Source organism: Candidatus Symbiopectobacterium sp. NZEC135 (genome assembly GCF_025962695.1).
Map to the genome: position 1 here is coordinate 1 of NZ_JAGFPF010000002.1, position 21,462 is coordinate 21,462.

20 protein-coding genes are annotated in these 21,462 nt (G+C 51.4%); 9 read left to right on the top strand and 11 right to left on the bottom strand.

What is annotated here, in order from left to right:
* Positions 1-275 precede the first annotated feature (275 nt).
* Positions 276-1,379, bottom strand: a complete 1,104-nt coding sequence (locus J5224_RS01540; protein ID WP_264623685.1) for a hypothetical protein — start codon at positions 1,377-1,379, stop codon at positions 276-278.
* Between the two features lie 461 nt (positions 1,380-1,840).
* On the opposite strand from J5224_RS01540, the gene J5224_RS01545 reads away from it, so the two are divergent.
* Positions 1,841-3,211: an amino acid permease gene (locus tag J5224_RS01545; RefSeq protein ID WP_264623686.1), complete on the top strand. Its 1,371-nt coding sequence runs from the start codon at positions 1,841-1,843 to the stop codon at positions 3,209-3,211.
* A gap of 675 nt (positions 3,212-3,886) precedes the next feature.
* Positions 3,887-4,531 (top strand): helix-turn-helix transcriptional regulator, encoded by a 645-nt coding sequence (locus tag J5224_RS01550; protein WP_413544634.1) that lies wholly within the window; start codon positions 3,887-3,889, stop codon positions 4,529-4,531.
* A gap of 174 nt (positions 4,532-4,705) precedes the next feature.
* On the opposite strand, the gene ampE is transcribed toward J5224_RS01550, so the two are convergent.
* Entirely contained in the window at positions 4,706-5,560 is an 855-nt protein-coding gene (gene ampE, locus J5224_RS01555) for a beta-lactamase regulator AmpE (RefSeq protein ID WP_264623687.1), read from the bottom strand.
* On the bottom strand, positions 5,557-6,132 hold the full coding sequence (gene ampD, locus J5224_RS01560; RefSeq protein WP_264623688.1) for a 1,6-anhydro-N-acetylmuramyl-L-alanine amidase AmpD: 576 nt from the start codon (positions 6,130-6,132) through the stop codon (positions 5,557-5,559). Before ampD ends, ampE begins: the two co-directional genes overlap by 4 nt.
* Positions 6,133-6,409: 277 nt before the next feature.
* Here ampD and ppdD point away from each other — a divergent pair, with 277 nt between their 5' ends.
* The 3 genes from ppdD to hofC are packed head-to-tail and all read left to right on the top strand — an operon-like array spanning position 6,410 to position 9,505.
* Positions 6,410-6,862 (top strand): prepilin peptidase-dependent pilin, encoded by a 453-nt coding sequence (gene ppdD, locus J5224_RS01565; RefSeq protein WP_319802412.1) that lies wholly within the window; start codon positions 6,410-6,412, stop codon positions 6,860-6,862.
* Positions 6,859-8,292: a type II secretion system protein GspE gene (gspE, locus tag J5224_RS01570; protein WP_264623690.1), complete on the top strand. Its 1,434-nt coding sequence runs from the start codon at positions 6,859-6,861 to the stop codon at positions 8,290-8,292. Before ppdD ends, gspE begins: the two co-directional genes overlap by 4 nt.
* Positions 8,293-8,302: 10 nt before the next feature.
* The gene (hofC, locus tag J5224_RS01575) at positions 8,303-9,505 is read left to right on the top strand and encodes a protein transport protein HofC (protein WP_264623691.1); all 1,203 of its coding nucleotides are present in this window, start codon (positions 8,303-8,305) and stop codon (positions 9,503-9,505) included.
* Between the two features lie 43 nt (positions 9,506-9,548).
* Here the strand turns inward: hofC and J5224_RS01580 are convergent, their stop codons facing one another.
* A complete protein-coding gene (locus tag J5224_RS01580) occupies positions 9,549-10,595 on the bottom strand; it encodes a GMP reductase (protein ID WP_264623692.1) in 1,047 nt (348 codons plus the stop codon).
* Positions 10,596-10,780: 185 nt separating this feature from the next.
* Between J5224_RS01580 and coaE the strand changes: the two genes are divergently transcribed.
* Genes coaE through yacG form a run of 3 tightly spaced genes read left to right on the top strand, consistent with a single transcriptional unit; the run spans position 10,781 to position 12,377 of the window.
* A complete protein-coding gene (gene coaE / locus J5224_RS01585) occupies positions 10,781-11,398 on the top strand; it encodes a dephospho-CoA kinase (protein WP_264623693.1) in 618 nt (205 codons plus the stop codon).
* 2 nt (positions 11,399-11,400) lie between these two features.
* Positions 11,401-12,153, top strand: a complete 753-nt coding sequence (zapD, locus tag J5224_RS01590) for a cell division protein ZapD (RefSeq protein ID WP_264623694.1) — start codon at positions 11,401-11,403, stop codon at positions 12,151-12,153.
* Between the two features lie 23 nt (positions 12,154-12,176).
* Complete coding sequence (yacG, locus tag J5224_RS01595) at positions 12,177-12,377, top strand: DNA gyrase inhibitor YacG (RefSeq protein ID WP_264623695.1); 201 nt, start codon at positions 12,177-12,179, stop codon at positions 12,375-12,377.
* Positions 12,378-12,413: 36 nt separating this feature from the next.
* Here yacG and mutT read toward each other — a convergent pair whose 3' ends face one another.
* The 3 genes from mutT to secM all read right to left on the bottom strand — a co-directional run bounded on the left by mutT (position 12,414) and on the right by secM (position 16,486).
* The gene (gene mutT, locus J5224_RS01600) at positions 12,414-12,812 is read right to left on the bottom strand and encodes an 8-oxo-dGTP diphosphatase MutT (RefSeq protein ID WP_264623696.1); all 399 of its coding nucleotides are present in this window, start codon (positions 12,810-12,812) and stop codon (positions 12,414-12,416) included.
* Between the two features lie 275 nt (positions 12,813-13,087).
* Positions 13,088-15,796 (bottom strand): preprotein translocase subunit SecA, encoded by a 2,709-nt coding sequence (secA, locus tag J5224_RS01605; protein WP_264623697.1) that lies wholly within the window; start codon positions 15,794-15,796, stop codon positions 13,088-13,090.
* A 177-nt stretch (positions 15,797-15,973) separates the two neighbouring features.
* On the bottom strand, positions 15,974-16,486 hold the full coding sequence (secM, locus tag J5224_RS01610) for a secA translation cis-regulator SecM (protein WP_264623698.1): 513 nt from the start codon (positions 16,484-16,486) through the stop codon (positions 15,974-15,976).
* Positions 16,487-16,520: 34 nt separating this feature from the next.
* On the opposite strand from secM, the gene J5224_RS01615 reads away from it, so the two are divergent.
* Positions 16,521-17,051 (top strand): DUF721 domain-containing protein, encoded by a 531-nt coding sequence (locus J5224_RS01615; protein ID WP_264623865.1) that lies wholly within the window; start codon positions 16,521-16,523, stop codon positions 17,049-17,051.
* 44 nt (positions 17,052-17,095) lie between these two features.
* On the opposite strand, the gene lpxC is transcribed toward J5224_RS01615, so the two are convergent.
* From lpxC to ftsQ, 4 genes are all read right to left on the bottom strand, one after another.
* On the bottom strand, positions 17,096-18,013 hold the full coding sequence (gene lpxC, locus J5224_RS01620) for a UDP-3-O-acyl-N-acetylglucosamine deacetylase (RefSeq protein ID WP_264623699.1): 918 nt from the start codon (positions 18,011-18,013) through the stop codon (positions 17,096-17,098).
* A 102-nt stretch (positions 18,014-18,115) separates the two neighbouring features.
* Positions 18,116-19,267, bottom strand: coding sequence for a cell division protein FtsZ (gene ftsZ / locus J5224_RS01625; RefSeq protein ID WP_264623700.1), 1,152 nt, complete (start codon positions 19,265-19,267; stop codon positions 18,116-18,118).
* Positions 19,268-19,333: 66 nt separating this feature from the next.
* Complete coding sequence (gene ftsA, locus J5224_RS01630) at positions 19,334-20,590, bottom strand: cell division protein FtsA (RefSeq protein WP_222158190.1); 1,257 nt, start codon at positions 20,588-20,590, stop codon at positions 19,334-19,336.
* On the bottom strand, positions 20,587-21,462 hold the full coding sequence (ftsQ, locus tag J5224_RS01635; RefSeq protein WP_264623701.1) for a cell division protein FtsQ: 876 nt from the start codon (positions 21,460-21,462) through the stop codon (positions 20,587-20,589). The genes ftsA and ftsQ overlap by 4 nt, the downstream gene beginning before the upstream one ends.

Consider the following 21,462-nt stretch of genomic DNA (forward strand, 5'->3'; position numbering starts at 1 on the left):
ATTAGGTCAAAACCCTATACTCACTAGGAAGTAGCGGCTTCAACCCTATAAATGTTTTAACTTTTATGAAACGAAAATCAGTCGATGCTGAACCGTTCAACCAGTAACAAAGTGAATAAAAATTCACATTTTATAAATTAAAAATCAAGACGAGTTTATGAGGCGGGGGCAAGTGATACGTATTGTTAACATTTCTCTTTTTCCAAACGGTGATACTTTCAGCAACAAAAACCTATACACAACACCATCACCCTCCTCACTTTTGCCGATAAAAATCAGCTATTACCCATCAATTTTACTCTCTCGATCTGGCGATTGACATCGTTAATCGCCACGTCATACATCATTAACCTCCTCTTGAGATGGTCCAAATGATCGGCAGTCTTTTCCGCCCGTTTGGTGTAAGTATGGTGCTTTGCATCATAGCGATTGATAGCGTGGGTGACGTCTTTCATCAACGCCTGTCGGCACTGCTCACTAAGCGATACCCCATCACTGGTCCCTTTCTTCAAGGCATTTTGATATTCCTTTAACACAGCACGTTCATGACAGTAATCGATGAGGGTGCGCTGCCATTGCTTCCCATGTACGCTGGGTATTTCTCTTTCGATGTATTTTCTTCGACCACAAACGCGTTGAGTGCCAAAATATTTTTTGGCATAAGCGTCTTCAGAAAGATAACTTTTCCATGTGATAGGGCCAAACCCGATACCTTTCGCGTTGTAAATTTTGTTATCCACCGCTAAACGCAGAATATAATCCAGATTATCGATTTTCTTCTGTGCGTGGCGCGTAATTTCACTAAGCCGACTATAAAGACACTCGACCTGTTTCGTGGTTTCGGATAAATTATCGTTAGCTTTCTTCATTATCGTTTCAGCATCATCATCACGCAATATGTTTAATTGCAAACGGCACGCCTCACTTTTATGTTTAAAAAGCTCAGCGTTATCTACGTTCAAGGCTTTGATCCCCACATGTTTTGAAATCTCTTTTTCAAAACACGACTTCTCAATTTGTATTTTCCTTTGATTATCCTTATAGCGACTTATATAGTGGTCTCTCACATTGGGATCTTTGGTGACACGACGCTTTAATGCCTCTGATATTTCATTTAATTTCTCTTTTTTTTGGTCATGACATTTAGATTTCTGACGCACTAGCTTTTCGTACAAAGGAGCAAGTCTTTTATCCACATCATGCTGATCTTTAATATTCATTCGTTTAAATAATTCCAGACCATTAGTGGCGAACTCTATGCCTTTCGCTACCTTCCACATTTTGTCTAACGCCTCATGGCTTATTCTATCCAGACTATTAAAGGATAGATACGTAGACATAAATTCATTGACATTCACAGGTTCAAATTTAAGAGGCATAACGTCGACATACTCCTGTTAAAGAATAATATTAGAAAGCCATGATGTAATGTTATTGGCGCATTGTATTCCATAAAGCGTTCATTCAATTGGCATGTTTGATAATCCAAATATCGATACATTAAGCAGATAAATAGTATTGGCTTTATCACCGCGTGAGCACGTTTCCTTTGACATGTCGTTTGTGGCAGACGTCGTGCCACACCGCTCGGGCATCAAAGAAGACAGAAACCGTTTCTATGCTGATTTAAAAATGTACACAGTCAGTATTTTCGTGGGGTCGATCGACAAATCGCGACAAGAAATCAGTGCAATCTGTTCCGCTTACCACTATTCTCTGACAAACGGTAGTCATCAGCGCATTTTCATCTGGTTATCACCGTAAAAATAACATTACACAAACGTAAAATGACGCGAGTATCCGCATCGTGTCTGCTGCGCTCTGACAGAGGGTTATATTAATGGATGGTCAACAACACGACGGGACGCTGAAACGCGGCTTAAAAAACCGTCATATTCAGTTGATTGCCCTGGGTGGTGCCGTCGGCACCGGGCTGTTTTTAGGGATTGCCGCCACTATCAAAATGGCAGGGCCTTCCGTACTGCTGGGCTATGCCATCGGCGGTATCATCGCGTTTCTCATCATGCGCCAATTAGGAGAGATGGTCGTCGAAGAACCTGTTGCAGGCTCTTTTAGCCATTTTGCCTATAAATATTGGGGTGATTTCGCTGGGTTCGCTTCCGGCTGGAACTATTGGGTGCTCTACGTGCTGGTCGCAATGGCTGAACTGACAGCAGTGGGCATCTATGTGCAGTACTGGTGGCCTGATATTCCCACCTGGGTTTCTGCCGCCGTCTTTTTCCTGGTGATTAATGCCATTAACCTCGCCAATGTCAAAGTGTACGGTGAAATGGAGTTCTGGTTTGCCATCATCAAGGTCGTGGCCATTATCGGCATGATCGTGTTTGGCGGCTGGCTGCTGTTAAGCGGTCAGGGCGGACCGGAAGCCACCGTGACCAACCTGTGGGCGCAAGGCGGATTTTTCCCCAATGGCATCACCGGTCTGGTGATGGCAATGGCAGTTATCATGTTCTCGTTTGGTGGCCTGGAACTGGTAGGAATCACCGCAGCAGAAGCGGATAACCCGGAAACCAGCATCCCACGCGCCACCAATCAGGTCATCTACCGTATTCTGATCTTTTATATCGGCTCGCTGGCCATTCTGCTGTCGCTCTACCCTTGGGGAAAAGTCGTGGAAGGGGGGAGCCCGTTTGTCATGATTTTCCACAACCTGGACAGTAATATTGTAGCAACCATACTGAACATTGTGGTGTTGACGGCAGCCTTATCGGTCTACAACAGCTGCGTGTACTGTAACAGCCGTATGCTTTACGGCCTTGCCAAGCAAGGTAATGGCCCGAAAGCGCTGCTAACCGTTGATAAACGCGGCGTGCCCGTTATTGCTATCGGTATTTCTGCCGCCGCCACTGCGCTGTGCGTTCTGATCAATTATCTGATTCCGGGTAAAGCGTTCGAACTCCTGATGGCGTTGGTGGTGTCTGCACTGGTGATAAACTGGGCCATGATCAGCCTGGCGCACTTGAAATTCCGCAAAGCCAAAGCGCAGGAAGGCGTGCAGACCAAATTCAAAGCGCTGCTCTATCCGCTAGGCAATTATATTTGCCTGCTGTTCCTGACGGGTATTTTAGTGATCATGTTCATGACACCGGGAATTCAGATTTCCGTACTGCTGATTCCCGTATGGCTGGTCGTGCTTGGCATCGGTTATGCCATGAAACAGAAAAAACAGCGGATCGCAACCACCCGCTAAGTGATATGACAACGGCACCTTCGGGTGCCGTTTTACCTTTCCATCATCGCCCTTTGTTGCCTGCCAGCGCTGCGAGTACGCATCAACACGATAGGGGGAGAAGAAGTAAGGAGCGACGCTTGGACGAGGAGACTTTTACCGAAAGCACAGGTACAGACTGTACTTTAGTACATCTGGTATTTATAAGTTAAAAGAATTATCGTTATTGAATAAGAATGAGAGAGTTTGGGAAAAAAAGTGATCCTCACGAAGAGGATCATACGCCAAATTGGCCAACACCAGGGAAAAATTTTGCGTATTATTGCGAACAACGGATATGTTGTCAATGCTCAGTGAAACCAATTAGGATTTTAGATACACTTCATTTACTTTTAAAAGTAGCAAAAAAATTTTAAACTCAACAGTTTCACTGCGAAATAATATCTACCTAAACATTCACATTTTATAGAATTCCCTTCTTTTGATAGACATACCTCACTCCAAGGTAACATCTACGTATTCAGCCAACAGCGGTCCGCTTAATCCCTATAACAACATGATCTTAGTCTATAATATAGATTATAAGGATTTTATTCAATAATGGAGAAAATACATGCCACATGTTTTTTTAACAATACTGAAGTTAACGTTTCAATCAGAAATCATTTAGAAAAATAGTTAGGTGAATATAATCACATCAATTTTGCTTATGCAATAATGAACAAAAAAGACCCGACCGAGTTTACAGTAATATCAAATAAGACAGCGTGGTTTTCATTCTATAATCAACATAATTATCAATTTATTGATCCCGTCCTCATGACCGCATCATCGCGCATCACACCATTTTCTTGGCATGAAAGTGTAGCGATGAATAAAGATACAAAAAAAAATATCATTTTCCAGATGGCGAAGCGCTATAACATAGTTGATGGATATACTTTTTTGCTTCACGATCATTGCGACCATCTTGCTGTCCTGTCGATCATTATGGATAAGCACAATGACGATAATATCGAAAATACCATAACAGATTATAAGAATGACATCCAGATGTTGCTATTGACGACACATGATAAAATGATGGGTTTTTATCATAAGGGAGATAACCTGGACAGCGTCAATACACCGCCAGAAAAAAAGGTCTTATCAAAGAGGGAGAATGAAATATTATATTGGGCAAGCATTGGGAAATCATATCAAGAAATCGCTATTATTCTTGCGATAAAACTCACTACAGTAAAATACCATATGGGTAATGCCGTAGAAAAATTGGGTGTTAATAATGCCAAGCACGCAATAAAACGAGGCATCGAGTTAAAACTCATTAGACCTATTTAGTCCTCTCACAATAGCGTCCTCCCTTTATAATTCGTGCGTTAAGAGGGCATCAAGTGAGTGAGGATCTGTCTGAAACCGCGTTGAACAAGATGTAAACGGGCTTCGGAGGATGCACTCTTTGAAGATGGCCCCATCAATGCCAGGCACGTTGCGATATACACCGCCAGACGCAGCTCAAAGCAACGTACCATAAATCGTGAGCACAGCCACCACCACCACCATCACTACAGAGACCTTTTTCGCGAGTGTTACTGCGGCGCGCGGCGCATCAATGGGGTCGGTGTGAGATTCGCGAACCAGAGAAAATTGTGCCAGCTGCGTAACAACCCAATAGGGAGAATGGTGCCAATCGCCCAACGATGCCAACCAGGCAGGAAGCGCTTTTTCACCGTGACCTAACAGCGCATAGGTGATCCCCACCAAACGTGCCGGGATCCAATCTAACCAGCGTAATAAGGCATCTACGCCTGATTGTGCGCGGCCCAAAGGGGTATGATGTCGCGCCAGACAGGTTTGACGAGCGCGTAAAATGGCATAACCAACCAGCGCTATCGGCCCGTATGACCCAGCAACCACAAACCAGAACAACGGAGCCAGATAAAAGCGAAAATTGAGCCACAGCAGTGCATTCTGCAATTCACTCAGTTTTTCTCGCTCGGTGGCATCCAGCGGTAAACCATGAATCAACGCCAGCTCTTCTGCCAGCGCCTGCATTGCATCCTGTTCGCCGCGTTGTGCTGCGCCAAGGTAATTCTGGTAATGCTGCCTCACCTCCCCAGCACCAATACACAACAGTATGATAGCAATCCAAAGCAATAACCCCACCAACCCAAACAATACCCCCTTCGCCAGCCACAGCAACGCAGCGGTCGCGGTCATCCCCACCAAGGCTAACAGCAATGTCTGCAACAAAGAGGGGGCAGAAAGGCGGCGAAAAATCATTTCCAGATGGGCGTCTATCTGCCAGCGATCGTTTTTTTTAAACAAACGCTCCCACGTCAGAGCCAGTAGCAAGGTAAACAGGGTCATGAGCACTCATTCCTCTTATCGTCAATTTCCGGCACTTGGATCAATTGGTAATAGTGCTGCCAGTCAAAGGCCGGGCCGGGATCAGTTTTACGTTGAGGGGCGATATCACTATGCCCGGTAATACACTGTGGCGTAATAGGGTAATGGGTCAACAACAACCGGGTAACACAGGCCAGCTGTTGATATTGCTCCTGAGTAAAAGGTAGCGTATCCGTGCCTTCCAGCTCGATACCAATGGAGAAATCGTTACACCGCTCACGACCGGCAAACTGAGACACCCCGGCATGCCAAGCGCGTTTATCAAAAGGGACATATTGCACAATGCTGCCATCACGGCGAATCAAACAGTGTGCCGACACCCGCAAATGGCTGATGTCTTGAAAATAGGGGTGCGCTTGGGGATCGAGCGTCGCCGTGAACAGTTGGTCAATGTAGGGGCCGCCAAACTCTCCCGGCGGTAAGCTGATATTGTGTATCACCAGCAATGAAGGAAGCTCTGCGTCAGGGCGCGCATCATAATGGGGAGAAGGCACCCGTTTTACGCCTGTTAACCAACCCGCTTCCAACTGCATATCACATGCTCTCCAAGAAATGGTGTCATGCCATTATTACTCAGCCTTGGTTATTTTCCTAGCAAGGACATCCTTAAAATAACCATTAACCTATTAAAATATAATAAATTTATTAAAACCCACTTATTTTCTGCGATATCGATTCCATATTTTAAAACAATCATGTAACCCGAGCCATTCTTTACGAGTCGCTCTTCCAGTTATCCACTTCCGCGCTCGTCCTCCCCCCTTGCCTCTTCTACCTTTATGCCAAACCGGCTGACTGAAAAGGACGATGATGAACACAGAACGCGGATTCACCCTGGTTGAGTTGATGATCGTTATCGCGATTGTTGCCATTCTCGCCTCCATTGGTATCCCTGCTTATCAGGGATACCTGCAAAAGGCGGCTATGACAGACATGCTGCAATCGCTGGCACCGTATCAAACGGCAGTCAATTTGTGCGCGTTAGAAAACAGCAGCGTTGCGACTTGTAATGCAGGAAGTCAAGGTATTCCCGCCGCAAGAGGATCTCGCTATGTCAGTGATGTCAGCGTAACACGAGGTGTAATCACATTGACGGGACAGTCTGCCTTACAAGGGTTGAACGTGACCTTAACGCCACGTTGGGATACCAGCAGCAGCTCCGTCATCTGGAGTCGAAACTGTCAGTCAGCAACACAGTCCGACAGCCTTATCGCCGCCTGCCAGCGCGTATTTCGTTTCGATGATGTCTCGGAGGGAACATGAACACATACGCACCGCTGGATCAAGAGATCAAGCAACTGTGCCAACGCTATCAGGCACGGCTGCTGACTTTGGATGAACAAACCGTCACTGTCGCCGTCACCGATGATGTGGCTCCTGCATTGCTGACAGCGCTAAAGTTTGCCAGTAATCGCCGTGTCGTGGTGGAACGCTGGTCACAAGCGAAACTGGAGCAGGCTTTCCACCCCGTACCGCAGGCGGCAGAAAGCGACGCGGTGTTCAGCGTGACGCCCACCACCGAGCCAACAGACGAAGAAACGTCCGTTATCCACTATATCAATCAAACGCTGGCGCAAGCTTTCCAGCGACGGGCTTCAGATATCCATTTTGAACCCATGGCGGGCAACTATCGCGTTCGCATGCGTATTGATGGCGTACTGCATATATGCACGCCCCCTCCATTAGACTGGGCAGCACGTCTTACTGCTCGGCTAAAAATCTTGGGACAATTGGATATTGCAGAGCGCCGTCTGCCGCAAGACGGTCAGTTCTCGTTTGCGCTGGATACGCAGTCGCTCTCGCTGCGTATTGCCACACTGCCCGTACTGGAAGGTGAAAAAGTTGTACTGCGCGTATTACAAACCTACCAACAAATGCTCACTCTCGACAATCTGGGCTTATCGCCGACGGCATACGCCTGTTTGACACACGCGTTGCTGCAACCACAAGGCATGATCCTGGTCACAGGACCAACGGGAAGCGGTAAAACAGTCACACTCTACAGCGCTATATGCTGGCTGAATGAGAGTCAACGCAATATTTGCAGCGTGGAAGATCCGATAGAAATCCCGCTACCCGGCATCAATCAGACGGCATTGAACGTCAAGGCCGAGCTGGATTTCAGCCGTATTTTGCGCGCCCTGCTGCGTCAAGATCCTGATGTTGTCATGATCGGCGAAATACGTGATAGCGAAACGGCGGAAATTGCCGTGAAAGCGGCGCAAACCGGTCATCTGGTATTATCGACGCTGCATACCAATTCCGCGATTGAAACCCTAACCCGGCTCGGGCATTTGGGTATTCCCGGCTACTTGCTCGCGGGTGCGCTGACGCTGCTCATTGCCCAGCGTCTGGTTCGGCGTCTCTGTCCGCACTGTAAAACACCGGCGTCCCCGCCATTAACATTTCCCGATACGCTATGCGCCTCCCCCGTTCAGCACTGGGAGGCACAGGGCTGTGAACACTGCGTGAAGGGGTATTATGGTCGAATTGCCCTCTACGAGTTGCTGCCGGTCACCCCAGCGCTGCGGCACGCATTGAGTCGTGGTGCCAGCGCGCAAGACCTCGCGGTACTGGCTAACGAAACGGGTTATGACACGCTATTCATAGCGGCATTACAACGGGTTTCTCAAGGAGAGACATCCGCTGCCGAAATGTATCGGGTTATTGGCGCATCACCACACTCTCATTGAGCCTACGTCCATGCCACAAAAACTCTACTCATGGCTTGCCCTCACGCCACACGGAGAATTACAGCGCGGGGAAAGCATCGGTAATGAAAGCCAGCACGTTTATCTACGTTTGGCTAAGCGGGGATACCAGCCGTTACGTTTACGATACCGGCAGACGCTCACGCAACGTTATTGGAAAGCAACGGCACGTATTGCCTTATTTAAACAGATTGCCGCATTGTTACAGGCGGGTCTGCCGCTGCTGAATGCGCTGCGACTGCTGGCCGAACAGCATGAACTACCGGGATGGCGATGCCTGATTAACGCATTGGCCGATGACATTGCCGAAGGCGAATCTTTTTCCGATGCCCTGCGCCACCACCCGCGGGTGTTTCCTGCGCTTTACCCCACCCTGGTCGCCGTTGGTGAGATGACCGGTAAACTGGATGTATGTTGCCAACAGTTGGCGACGCAGCAAGAGCAGCAGCTTCAACTGCAAAAGAAAGTGAAGCAAGCGCTGCGCTATCCTGGTTTTGTTCTGGGCGTTAGCATTACGGTGAGTATCATCATGCTGATAGGAGTATTACCCGAATTTGCCAGCTTGTATGAGTCATTCGAGGCACCGCTACCGCCGCTGACTCAGCACGTTCTGGCACTGGCTGATGTGGTTGCACATCACGCGCTGCTGTTACTTACGCTCCCGGTGAGCATCGTACTGGGGTATCCGGTGTGTCGCGCCCGCTCCATGGCCTTACGACGGCAGGAAGAACGTTTTTTGATGAAGATCCCGCTACTCGGCGCACTGATGCGAGGAGAAGCATTGAGCTATCTTTTCACGCTGCTCGACGTGACACAACGCGCCGGGTTGACACTGCCCGCCGGTTTGACAGCCGCCGCCACCCTTCCCTATTTTGCCTATCAGGAAGCACTAATCCCGATTCTGCGAAATATAGAGCAGGGGGACTCGCTGCAACAGGCGATAACACCTTATAACCGGTTATTCCCACCCCCTTGTGCGCAACTGATCCGCGTAGGAGAGGAGACTGGTGCGTTGGACAACATGTTTAACCAGTTAGCGCAATGGCACCAGCAGCAGACAACACAGCGCGCACAAACGCTGACCCACACGCTGGAGCCCCTACTGATCGTGCTGGTTGGTGGCATCATTGGTACGCTGGTGATCGCCATGTACCTGCCCATCTTTCAATTCGGAGATCTGATGACGAATGCGTAATCGCTTCGCCATCGTCGTGCAGTCTGCACCGCGTGTGTTGGCGCTATGCGTTGCCGTTATAGGTACGGTTTTCCTGCTCCGCTACACGAATAAACGTGGTGCGTTTAGTGAGTTCTTTCAGGCGAGAAGCACCAACGTAGGTGCATGCCGAGCGCAAACCACCCAGAATATCACGTACCGTATTATCAACCGGGCCACGTAGCGGCAGCTTGACCGTTTTCCCTTCTGCGGCGCGATACTCTGCGACACCGCCGGAATGACGCTCCATCGCAGAAGCAGAACTCATGCCATAGAACAGCATCAGCTTCTGGCCATTCTCTTCCACCACACGACCTTCACACTCGTCGTGGCCTGCCAGCATGCCGCCGAGCATCACAAAATCTGCACCGCCGCCAAAGGCTTTCGCCACGTCCCCCGGCATCGAGCAGCCACCGTCACTGACGATCTGTCCGCCCAAGCCGTGTGCGGCATCCGCACATTCAATCACCGCGGAGAGTTGTGGATAACCCACACCGGTTTTCACTCGCGTGGTACATACTGAACCCGGTCCGATCCCCACCTTGACGATATCCGCGCCAGAAAGAATCAGCTCTTCCACCATTTCTCCCGTCACGACGTTCCCGGCGCAAATGACCTTATCCGGCCAGGCTTCACGCGCTTTTTGCAGGAAATTAACGAAATGCTCGGAATAGCCGTTGGCAACGTCAATGCAAATAAATTTGAGTTCAGCAGACAGCGCCAGGATCTGTTTGACCTTGACGAAATCCGCCTCCGACGTACCGGTGGATACCATCACGTGGCGTAACACCGTTTCCGGTGCTTCTTTGACGAACTGCGCCCACTGCTCGACGCTGTAGTGCTTATGCACGGCAGTCAGCACGTCAAACTCCGCCAGCGCACGCGCCATACGAAAGGTACCTACGGTATCCATATTGGCTGCAATCACCGGTACACCAGACCAGGAACTCCCTGCATGAAGGAAGGTGAATTGGCGTTCCAATTCAACGTCAGAACGACTTTTCAAGGTAGAGCGCTTGGGGCGAATAAGGACATCTTTGAAACCGAGCTTCAGATCTTCTTCAATACGCATGACGGTTATCTTCCTGGTTATAGCGGCGAGTATGCCAGCAATGCGGCCACGTAAAGTACAAAGGGAGAAGGCCATTCCCAGTTACCTCATCATACGCAGTAATAATGCAACAACAAGACTGCGATTTTCCGTTTATTTGGGCTAGAATCCCATAAATTTACCTGATCATTTTCACACAAGGCGTTATGACCTATATCGTAGCCTTAACAGGTGGCATCGGCAGCGGAAAAAGCACGGTCGCCGATGCCTTCGCCACCTTCGGGATCCCGGTTGTCGATGCTGATGTCATCGCTCGTCAGGTAGTAGAACCCGGTGCGCCAGCGTTATTGGCTATTCAGGCGTATTTTGGTAACGATATGTTGAATAGCGATGGCACCTTGAATCGCGCCATGCTCCGCCAGCGCATTTTTTCCTCAACTGAGGATAAAACATGGCTAAATGCTTTATTGCACCCCTTGATTCATGCAGAAACACGGCGACAATGGCAACAGGCAAAAGGCCCCTATGTGCTGTGGGTGGTGCCACTGTTGGTGGAGAATGGGTTGCAATCCTTGGCACAGCGCGTGGCGGTCGTTGATGTCCAAAGGGACACGCAGTTAGAACGCCTGCTTGCTCGTGATAAGGTAAATCGCCAGCAGGCTGAGAACATACTCGCGTCACAGGCAACGCGTGAACAGCGGTTGGCCTGTGCGGATGACATTATTGATAACAACGGTCGCCCCGGGGCGTGGATGGAGCAGGTTGCCGCGTTACATCAACGCTACCTCGCCCTTGCCGCCGACAACGACCGACAGGACAAGTAACAATGAGCGATGCCCTTTCCACCGTGTTGTTTGAATACCCACTCAATGAAAAGACGCGTACCTGGCTACGCTTGGAAACGCTGCTGCAACAGTTGCATGAAAATCACAGCTGGGCAGATATGGGCAGTGCACTTGCCTTCTTTCGTGCCGTGGTCGATTTGCTCGACGTACTGGAACGCGGAGACATTCGTACTGAACTGCTTAAAGAGCTGGAGCGTCAGCAACAAAAGCTGCTGCAATGGAGCGATGTACCCGGCGTCGATCATGACCGTATCCATGCACTGCGCCAACGTTTAAAGCAACTCGCGGCCGTGCTAATGTCCGCACCGCGCATGGGGCAATTTTTGCGTGAAGACAAGTTAATCGGCATGGTACGGCAGCGTCTGAGTATTCCAGGCGGCTGTTGCAGTTTTGATGTGCCAACCCTGCATCTGTGGCTGCATCAGCCGCAGGCGCAGAAGCAACAAGTGATCGATGCCTGGCTACACTCATTGTCACCGCTAAAAAACTCACTCGATCAGGTACTGGAGCTAATTCGCCACTCGGGTACGTTTCGGGCACAAACCAGTTTGAACGGATTCTTTCAAGATAACGCGGTGGATGCCGACCTGATTCGTTTACAATTGGCTATCGAGCATCAGCTCTACCCTCAGGTCTCAGGCCATAAATCACGCTTTGCGATTCGCTTTTTACCCTTAGACAGCGAAAATGGCCACGTGCCCGCGCGCCTGTCCTTTGAATTGGCCTGTTGTTAACCGCTATTGTTGTAGGAAAAAACATGGATAACGAAACCTTCACTGTTAGCTGCCCTACCTGTAAAAAGTCGGTGGAGTGGGGAGAAAATAGCCCTTATCGCCCCTTTTGCAGCAAACGCTGCCAGCTTATCGATCTCGGGGAATGGGCAGATGAAGAAAAACGCATCCCGAGCAATGAAGATATTTCGGACAGTGACGAATGGAGCGAAGAACCTCGCCATTAACGCCTGACGATTAATCAGCAGGGTTGTTGCACCGGCTTAGCAATGCGTTTCCTTCAGCCAGCGGATCATCTCGACGTTGGCGGGAGGAAATTCATCTTCCAGCAGCGACGCCGCATCCAGCCAGCGAGACGGCTGCCCCTCACGCCCATAGGGTTCCCCCTGCCAGCGTTCAACCATAAAGAAGTGCAGCGTAATAATGCGCTCATCGGTTTCCACGGTTTTGCTGTTCAGCGCTGTCGGTGCCAGCGCTTCAATCCCCACCTCTTCACGCAATTCACGAATCAGCGCTTGTTCAGCGGTTTCGCCCGGTTCCACTTTGCCACCGGGAAACTCCCACATTCCCGCCATGTGTACGCCCTGAGGGCGACGGGCGATAAAAAACTCGCGTTGCGCATTACGAATAATGCCTACCGCAACGTTCAGGTGTTTACGCACGACTTACTCCTTCAAATTCCAGCCAAATAAAAGGCGGTCATCGACCGCCTCTTCGTTATACCCATCATACTTCAAGTTGCAGGTGTGTTGGCTGCGTTCGCTCACCCGAATCACTTACCTGAGTAAGCGCATCGGGACTATGAACCTCATCCCTGAGGTTCACCCTACGGGCCAGCGCAAGCGCTGTTCAAATCTGTTCCAGACAGATTTGTCACGCACTTGCCGCCTTCCTGCAACTCGAATTATTTAGGGTATATATCACAGTGAGCAAGGCATTAGTGCTGCAAACGGCCATGACACTGTTTGTACTTTTTACCGGAGCCGCACGGGCACGGATCGTTACGACCAACCTTGCGATCGCCCTGCCCGGCAGCCGCGGCCGCCGCGCTGATTTGATCGTCGCTCTGGTGGCTCAACTGTTGCTGACGCGCCAGGCGCTCTGCCTCTTCACGACGTTGTTGCTCCAGCGCTTCAACCTCTTCCGGCATTCTAACCTGTACCTTGCTCAGCGTGCTGATCACTTCATATTTCAAGGACTCTAGCATGTTAGCAAACATCGAGAAGGATTCGCGCTTGTACTCCTGCTTAGGATCTTTCTGCGCATAACCGCGCAGGTGGATACCCTGACGCAGATAATCCATGGCCGCCAGATGCTCTTTCCACAGGGAATCCAGCGTTTGTAGCATCACGCCCTTCTCGAAGTTGCGCATCACATCGACACCGACCACTTCTTCTTTGCGATGGTAGACATCGATGGCCTGTTGCAGAATACGCTCACGCAGAGTTTCTTCATGCAGCGTGTGCTCTTCATCCAACCAGGCTGAAATGGGCAACTCGAGATCGAAATCGTTTTTCAGGCGCTGCTCCAGCCCTTCGATATCCCACTGCTCTTCCAGCGACTGCGTCGGAATGTGGTTATCAATCGCCAGCTTAAACACGTCTTCACGGATGCTGTTAATGGTTTCGCTGATATCCACCACGTCCAGCAATTCATTACGCTGGGTGTAAATGGCACGGCGCTGATCGTTGGCAACATCATCATATTCAAGCAGTTGCTTACGGATATCAAAGTTGCGGCTTTCCACTTTGCGTTGGGCGTTGGCAATGGCTTTGGTGACCCACGGGTGTTCAATGGCTTCACCGGGTTTCATGCCCAGTTTACGCATCATGTTAGAGACACGATCGGAGGCAAAAATACGCATCAGCGCATCTTCCATCGACAGGTAAAAACGGGAGGAACCTGCATCCCCCTGACGACCAGAACGACCGCGCAGCTGGTTATCGATACGGCGTGATTCATGACGTTCCGTACCGATAATGTGCAAACCACCGGCAGCCAGTACTGCATCGTGACGCACTTGCCACGCGGCTTTGGCTTCAGCAATCGCGGCTTCATCCGGATCGTCCAGCAGTGCCAATTCGGCCTGCAAGCTGCCGCCCAGCACGATATCGGTACCACGGCCCGCCATGTTGGTGGCGATGGTCACCGCGCTTGCCTGACCGGCCTGCGCAACAATATCTGCTTCTTTGGCGTGGAATTTAGCGTTCAGGACGTTGTGCTTGATGCCTGCTTTAGTCAGCGCTTCTGACACCACTTCCGATTTCTCGATGGAGATAGTCCCCACCAACACCGGCTGGCCCTTCACGCTGCGCTCTTTGATATCTTCGATGATCGCGTCGATCTTTTCCTGCTCAGTCATGTAGACCAGATCGGGTAAATCTTTACGGATCATTGGGCGGTTGGTCGGTACAACAATGGTATCGAGCTTATAAATAGAGCTGAATTCAAACGCTTCGGTATCGGCCGTACCGGTCATCCCGGCCAGCTTTTCGTACAGACGGAAGTAGTTCTGGAAGGTGATCGACGCCAGCGTCTGGTTTTCGTTCTGGATCTTCACGTTCTCTTTAGCTTCCACCGCTTGGTGCAAGCCGTCAGACCAGCGACGCCCCTGCATGGTACGACCGGTGTGCTCATCCACGATGATCACTTCGCCGTCTTTCACGATGTAGTCAACGTCGCGGGTGAACAGCACATGGGCGCGCAGCGCGGCGGTAACGTGGTGCATCAGCATGATATTGGTTGGAGAATACAGTGATTCTCCCTCGTCCATGATGCCTTGTTTTACCAGCAGCTCTTCCACCAGCACCAGGCCGCGTTCGGTCAGGTTAACCTGACGCGCTTTTTCATCCACCGAGAAGTGCCCTTCACCGTGGAAGGTATCTGAGTCCTCTTTTTCCTGACGAATCAGGTGCGGAATGATTTTATTGACGCGAATATAGAGATCGGAGCTGTCTTCCGCCGGACCGGAGATGATCAGCGGAGTACGCGCTTCATCGATCAGGATGGAGTCCACTTCATCCACCAACGCATAGTAAAGCTTACGCTGCACGCGCTCTTCGGGGCTGAATGCCATGTTGTCGCGCAGATAGTCAAAGCCGTACTCGTTGTTGGTACCGTAAGTGATATCGGCCGCATAGGCTTCACGCTTGGCCGGTGCAGGCATGCCCGGCAGGTTGATGCCAACCGTCAAGCCCAGGTATTCAAACAGCGGGCGGTTATTCTCGGCGTCACGCTGTGCCAGGTAGTCGTTCACCGTCACCACGTGCACACCACGGCCAGTCAGGGCATTGAGGTAAGCAGGCAGGGTTGCGGTCAGGGTTTTACCTTCACCGGTACGCATTTCAGCGATGCAGCGTTCGTTCAGCACCATGCCGCCCATCAACTGTACGTCAAAATGGCGCATACCAAACACACGTTTACTGGCTTCACGCACCACCGCAAACGCCTCAGGCAACAACGCTTCAAGGGTTTCCCCTTTCTCAAGGCGCGCACGGAATTCAGCGGTTTTTGCTTTCAGTTCATCATCCGACAGCGCTTCGATGGTCGGTTCCATTCGGCTGATAACATCAACCACTTTACGCATACGGCGCAGCGTACGATCGTTACGGCTGCCAAAAACTTTAGTCAGGATACTGGTTAACATAATGATTTTATTCTCACGTAGGCCGCTGTTTCAGCGACGATACGATAGCTACTCATAATTCCTTTCATCGCAATCCGAAGATAGGCGAGAAGAAGCGGTATTCGCGTTTGCATTCAGAACAGTGACATTGTCCATGTCGATTGTTATACGCCAGGAAAACGCGAGTGAAACGGCGAGTCAGGCAGAGCGTGCTGGCCCAGCGCGGATGCCGCGGACTTGAGACAGCCACAGCCCGGTACGGTGAGGAGAAGCGGCAAAAACCTGGGTACCGCGCGGTAAGGGGGATAACGCCGAGGGGGTTTCCGGCAACGTCAACAGTGCATTGAGCGTATCCAGAATCACCAGCGGGTGCGCACTCAACGCCGCCTCGGCCTCCGGCAATACGTGGGCCTGAGGCACCGTCAACGCAAAGGAGAGATGACGAATAACCGTGCGAATGGCATGCTGATGCCAATAATCAATACCAAACGAGGTGCGGCGATGCACCTCTTTCAAACTGGCCAGTTCGGTCAGGCTAAACGTGACGGGATTCTGGCGGCTGATACTGGCCGTCGCGTTTGACGCAGAAGCATGCTCGTTGGTTTCGTTAAGGCTGGTCGGCAGACCAAGGCTGGCCGCAACCATCCCCAACAGGAGATGTGGCCAAAAATAACGTCTGCCAAATTGTCGCCAACGATTTAGAATACCCATGACGAGTTTATTTGCCCACCGGAGCCTGATGCCTATGCGTGATAGCCGCCCCCAATCACTGGAGTCCCTGTTCGATAGCGCGTCAGGGGGAAACAAAGGTCCCTTACACGAGGTCCAACAGCGCGCTATCGCCTTGTTAAAACTTAATCGGGCCGTGAAAGGCTTACTGCCTTCTCAACTGCACCCCTGGTGTCGCGTCGCGAATTATCGACAAGGCCACCTGATACTGGAAACTGCCAATGCAAGCTGGTTAATGCGGTTACGTTATGAGCAACCCTCGTTACTCTCAGCATTGCGCGCTCAGATATTACCATCATTGGCATCGATCGACATCAGGATTAATCCCGCGTTGGCCGCAAAAGGAGATGAAACTGTATCGGGAAAGGATAATTTGCGCGCAGAGAGCAAAAATTCAGATACGCCGCCCCGTCAACTGAGCGAACAAAGCGCCGAGACGCTCCGGCATTTAGCCAGCCACAGTCCGGAAAAATTGAGGAAGATATTAGAAAGGCTGGCTTCACTCGCCGGAGAGGGTACGAGTAAAACCAGCCAACAGAAAAAATAACCTGTCATATTCGCCTGAACGACGACACTAACGCCCGATGTCGGTTACGCCAGCACCGTAGAAGGGGCTTTGAACGCCAACGGCACTTCGCGCTCGTTTTCAAAGGTGACGTATTCCCATGCTTCCTGTTTAGCCAACACCGCCTGCAACAACTTGTTGTTGAGCGCGTGACCAGATTTGAACGCAGAGAACGCACCAATGATGTTATAACCGCACATGAACAGGTCGCCGATCGCATCCAGCATTTTATGACGCACAAATTCGTCTTCAAAACGCAGGCCATCTTCGTTCAGCACACGATAATCGTCTACCACGATAGCGCAATCCATACTGCCGCCCAGGCACAGGCCGCGAGATTGCAGGTATTCGATATCGCGCATGAAGCCGAAAGTACGCGCACGGCTGATCTGGCGAATAAACGCATCGGCTGAGAAATCCAGGCAATAGCGCTGTGAGCCTGCATCAATGGCCGGGTGGTTAAAATCGATGGTGAAATCGAGGCTGAAACCGTTATACGGCGTCAGTTCCGCCCATTTATCACCGTCTTCAACCCGCACTGGCTGTTTGATGCGAACGAATTTTTTGGCGCAGTTCAGCTCTTCGATACCAGCATCAAGCAGCAGGTAGACGAACGGGCTGGCACTGCCATCCATAATTGGAATTTCCGGGGCATCAACATCAATCACGATGTTATCGATACCCAACCCCGCCAAGGCGGCGTTCAGGTGTTCCACCGTTGAAATACGCACGTCATGCTCGTTTACCAGGCAAGTACAGAGCATGGTATCACGCACGGATTTGGCATCAGCCGGAAAATCAACCGGTGGATTCAAGTCAGTGCGGCGATAGATGACCCCGGTATTCGCCGGTGCAGGTCGCATCGTCAGCGTGACTTTCTTGCCGGTATGCAAACCGACGCCCGTCGCCTGTACGATACGCTTTAATGTACGTTGTTTGATCATCGTATTATCTCGCAATGTTACTGAACCAACCGTCCTAGCTTACACCAGGACAGGCGGGACAGTTTAGCACAAAGAGCGGAGATTCCAATCACAAGGCGGAGGTTAGTCCGCTTGTTTGCGCAAAAATGCGGGAATATCCAAATAGTCAGGCTCTTTGTTGGTTTGTACCGTTTGGTCATTAACCACCTTGGCCGCCGGTTTTTCCTGCGTCAGCGGCGTCATACCGTGTTGCTGGTAACGGTGATCCATAACCGGTTGGCTAGCTTGTTTGTTAGTCACCAGCGTAATTTCTGGGCGTTTATCCATGCCGATACCGGTCGCCACCACGGTGACGCGCAGTTCGTCGTTCATGTCCGGATCCAACGAGGTACCAATCACCACGGTGGCATTGTCGGAAGCGAACGCACGAATGGTGTTACCCACGGTTTCGAACTCATCCAGACGCAGGTCAAAGCCCGCCGTGATGTTAACCAGCACGCCGCGTGCGCCAGACAGGTCAATATCTTCCAGCAGCGGGCTGGAAATCGCCATTTCAGCAGCTTCTTCGGCACGGTCTTCACCGCGCGCCACGCCGGAGCCCATCATGGCATAACCCATTTCTGACATCACGGTGCGCACGTCCGCAAAGTCTACGTTCATCAGGCCAGGACGGGTAATCAGTTCGGCAATACCTTGGACAGCGCCTTTCAGCACATCGTTCGCTGCACCGAACGCGTCCAGCAAAGAAATGCCGCGACCCAGCACTTTCAACAGTTTGTCGTTAGGGATGGTGATCAGCGAATCCACGTGCTTAGACAGCTCGGCAATCCCCTGCTCGGCAAACGCCATGCGTTTTTTGCCTTCGAAGTTGAAGGGCTTGGTCACAACCGCAACCGTCAGGATACCAAGATCCTTTGCCACTTCAGCCACCACGGGTGCCGCACCAGTACCGGTGCCGCCGCCCATACCGGCAGCGATAAACACCATGTCCGCGCCATCAAGCGCAGCGCGCAGTGCTTCACGGTCTTCTTCCGCCGAGTTACGACCCACTTCCGGGTTGGCACCTGCGCCTAACCCTTTGGTGATGCCGCTACCAATCTGAATCGTCTGCCCCACCGCAGTTTTGCGCAGTGCCTGCGCATCGGTGTTCACTGCGAAGAATTCGACGCCTTCGATGCGCTCGCGCACCATATGTTCGACGGCGTTACCGCCGCCACCGCCGACGCCGATGACTTTAATCACCGCGTCGTTGGTTAACTCCATTGGTTCAAACATAATTTCTCTCCGTTTTGTGCCTGTACCGCGAGACCGTCAAGTGTGCCACACGATCTCTGATAAACATTAAAATTCCTTTCTCAGCCAGCTACTGATGCGTTTAAACCAATTGCCCACTGAGCCACGTTTTTCTACTTCGTGCTCACCGCCCAGGTGAGACTCTTTGCCGTAATGCAGCAACCCGACCGCCGTTGAGTAGAAGGGCTCCTGCGCATAATCCGTTAAGCCTGTTATATTCAGTGGCTGACCGATACGCACCTGCGTGTGGAATACGCGCTTGGCGCAATCAACCAGCCCGTCGATCTGAGCGGCACCGCCCGTCAGCACAATGCCGGCGGCCAAATGGTGTTTCACGCCCTGCTGACGGAGTTGCTCCTGCAATTGCAAAATTTCATCGTTCACCAAATTGAGCAATTCGGTGTAACGCGGTTCAATCACTTCAGCCAGTGTCTGCCGTTGCAGACTGCGTGGCGGCCGACCGCCAACGCTCGGCACTTCCAGATTTTCGTCTTTGCTGACAATCGCGCCTAATGCACAACCGTGGCGTACCTTGATGGCTTCCGCATCCGTGGGCGGTGTGCCAAACGCATAAGCGATGTCGCTGGTCACCACATTGCCCGCGTAAGGGATCACTTTGGTGTGGCGCAGCGCGCCGCCGGTATAGACCGCGATATCCATGGTGCCACCACCGATATCCACCACGCAAACGCCTAACTCACGCTCATCTTCCGTCAGCACGGCGTAGCTGGAAGCCAGGCCGGCGAAAATCAGTTGATCCACTTTCAAACCGCAGCGCTCTACGGCTTTGACAATGTTTTTCGCCATATCATTATGGCAAGTGATCAAATGCACCTTTGCCTGCATGCGCACGCCGGAAAGCCCAATCGGGTTCTTGATCCCTTCCTGGTAATCAATGGCGTACTCTTGCGGAATCACATGCAAAATGCGGTGTTCATCGCGCACGCGCACGGATTTCGCCGTGTGCACCACGCTCTCGACGTCATCCTGCGTCACTTCCTCTTCCGAAATCGGCACGATACCGATTTCATTCTGGCAACTGATGTGCTTGCCCGACAGCGCCAGATAGACGGAAGAAATTTGACAATCCGCCATCAGTTCAGCCTGGTCGATGGTCCGCTGTACGCATTTTACAACGGACTCTAAATCGTTAACGCCGCCTTTATCCATCCCGCGTGACGGACAACTGCCCACGCCGATGATATTGACCATGCCATCGGGCAGAACTTCCCCGACCAGTGCAGCCACTTTTGCTGTACCGATTTCCAGCCCAACTACCAGTTTTCTGTCCGTCGACTTGATCATTGTTGTTTAGCCTGTGCCTGATTCTGTTGCTGATTACCGTTCTGTTTTTGATCAACGTCTTTTCGCTGAGCATTTCCCTGCTGCTGATCCAGCAGAGGCGGTGCCCATCCTACCGCGGCACCGGTGTCGTAACGTAAGTCCACGTAGCTAACACGTTTGTTGTCGTTCTGCGCCTGCCGCTGCAACAGCGGGTAAAGCTCAAGAAAACGTTCCAAACGCCGGGCCCGCTCATCACGCCCCAATTCCAGACGGATGTCATCTTCCAGCCCCAACTGCCACGAATGCCGTGCACTCATCGCCACCATTTTTAATGACAGCTTACTGCTCGCCAACACCTGACTCATGGTGCGGTAGCCTTCCAGCACATCGTTTTCACTGCCTTCTGGCCCGTACAACAGCGGCATTTTGCGATTACCGACCCGTTCAGCGGGCACGCTGAAGGAGTTTCCCTCTGCATCCACCATCAGTAGGTCATTCCACCGCGCTACGGGCACATATTCAACCAGATGAATCTTTAATTCGTCAGGCCACTGCTTACGCACGCTGGCCTGTTTGATCCACGGCAGACGCTCGATCTGCTGTTGGATAACATCCACATCCTGCGTCATAAAGGTGCCCGGCGCGCCCAGCGACAATATCGCCTGGCGAATATCATCATGGGTGGTGTAGTGCCGCTCGCCGGTGACCACTAAACGAGAAAGCGGTAACCGACTGGCATCCTTCATCCACTGCAACACCATCCAACCGCCCCACAGAATGGTGCCCAGCACCATCAGCAGGAACAACAACCCGGCTAACTGCCCACCGTTACTGCGACGCCCGCCTTTTGGCTCTTCGTCGCGTCCGCGCAAATTCCGCGCCGCCTGCGACAT

What these genes read in the sequence shown, in the direction of transcription:
- J5224_RS01540 (WP_264623685.1), bottom strand. Translation starts at nt 1,379, where the DNA reads ATGCCTCTTAAATTTGAACCTGTGAATGTCAATGAATTTATGTCTACG.
- J5224_RS01545 (WP_264623686.1), top strand. Translation starts at nt 1,841, where the DNA reads ATGGATGGTCAACAACACGACGGGACGCTGAAACGCGGCTTAAAAAAC.
- ampE (WP_264623687.1), bottom strand. Translation starts at nt 5,560, where the DNA reads ATGACCCTGTTTACCTTGCTACTGGCTCTGACGTGGGAGCGTTTGTTT.
- ampD (WP_264623688.1), bottom strand. Translation starts at nt 6,132, where the DNA reads ATGCAGTTGGAAGCGGGTTGGTTAACAGGCGTAAAACGGGTGCCTTCT.
- ppdD (WP_319802412.1), top strand. Translation starts at nt 6,410, where the DNA reads ATGAACACAGAACGCGGATTCACCCTGGTTGAGTTGATGATCGTTATC.
- gspE (WP_264623690.1), top strand. Translation starts at nt 6,859, where the DNA reads ATGAACACATACGCACCGCTGGATCAAGAGATCAAGCAACTGTGCCAA.
- hofC (WP_264623691.1), top strand. Translation starts at nt 8,303, where the DNA reads ATGCCACAAAAACTCTACTCATGGCTTGCCCTCACGCCACACGGAGAA.
- J5224_RS01580 (WP_264623692.1), bottom strand. Translation starts at nt 10,595, where the DNA reads ATGCGTATTGAAGAAGATCTGAAGCTCGGTTTCAAAGATGTCCTTATT.
- coaE (WP_264623693.1), top strand. Translation starts at nt 10,781, where the DNA reads ATGACCTATATCGTAGCCTTAACAGGTGGCATCGGCAGCGGAAAAAGC.
- zapD (WP_264623694.1), top strand. Translation starts at nt 11,401, where the DNA reads ATGAGCGATGCCCTTTCCACCGTGTTGTTTGAATACCCACTCAATGAA.
- yacG (WP_264623695.1), top strand. Translation starts at nt 12,177, where the DNA reads ATGGATAACGAAACCTTCACTGTTAGCTGCCCTACCTGTAAAAAGTCG.
- secA (WP_264623697.1), bottom strand. Translation starts at nt 15,796, where the DNA reads ATGTTAACCAGTATCCTGACTAAAGTTTTTGGCAGCCGTAACGATCGT.
- secM (WP_264623698.1), bottom strand. Translation starts at nt 16,486, where the DNA reads ATGGGTATTCTAAATCGTTGGCGACAATTTGGCAGACGTTATTTTTGG.
- J5224_RS01615 (WP_264623865.1), top strand. Translation starts at nt 16,521, where the DNA reads ATGCGTGATAGCCGCCCCCAATCACTGGAGTCCCTGTTCGATAGCGCG.
- lpxC (WP_264623699.1), bottom strand. Translation starts at nt 18,013, where the DNA reads ATGATCAAACAACGTACATTAAAGCGTATCGTACAGGCGACGGGCGTC.
- ftsZ (WP_264623700.1), bottom strand. Translation starts at nt 19,267, where the DNA reads ATGTTTGAACCAATGGAGTTAACCAACGACGCGGTGATTAAAGTCATC.
- ftsA (WP_222158190.1), bottom strand. Translation starts at nt 20,590, where the DNA reads ATGATCAAGTCGACGGACAGAAAACTGGTAGTTGGGCTGGAAATCGGT.
- ftsQ (WP_264623701.1), bottom strand. Translation starts at nt 21,462, where the DNA reads ATGTCGCAGGCGGCGCGGAATTTGCGCGGACGCGACGAAGAGCCAAAA.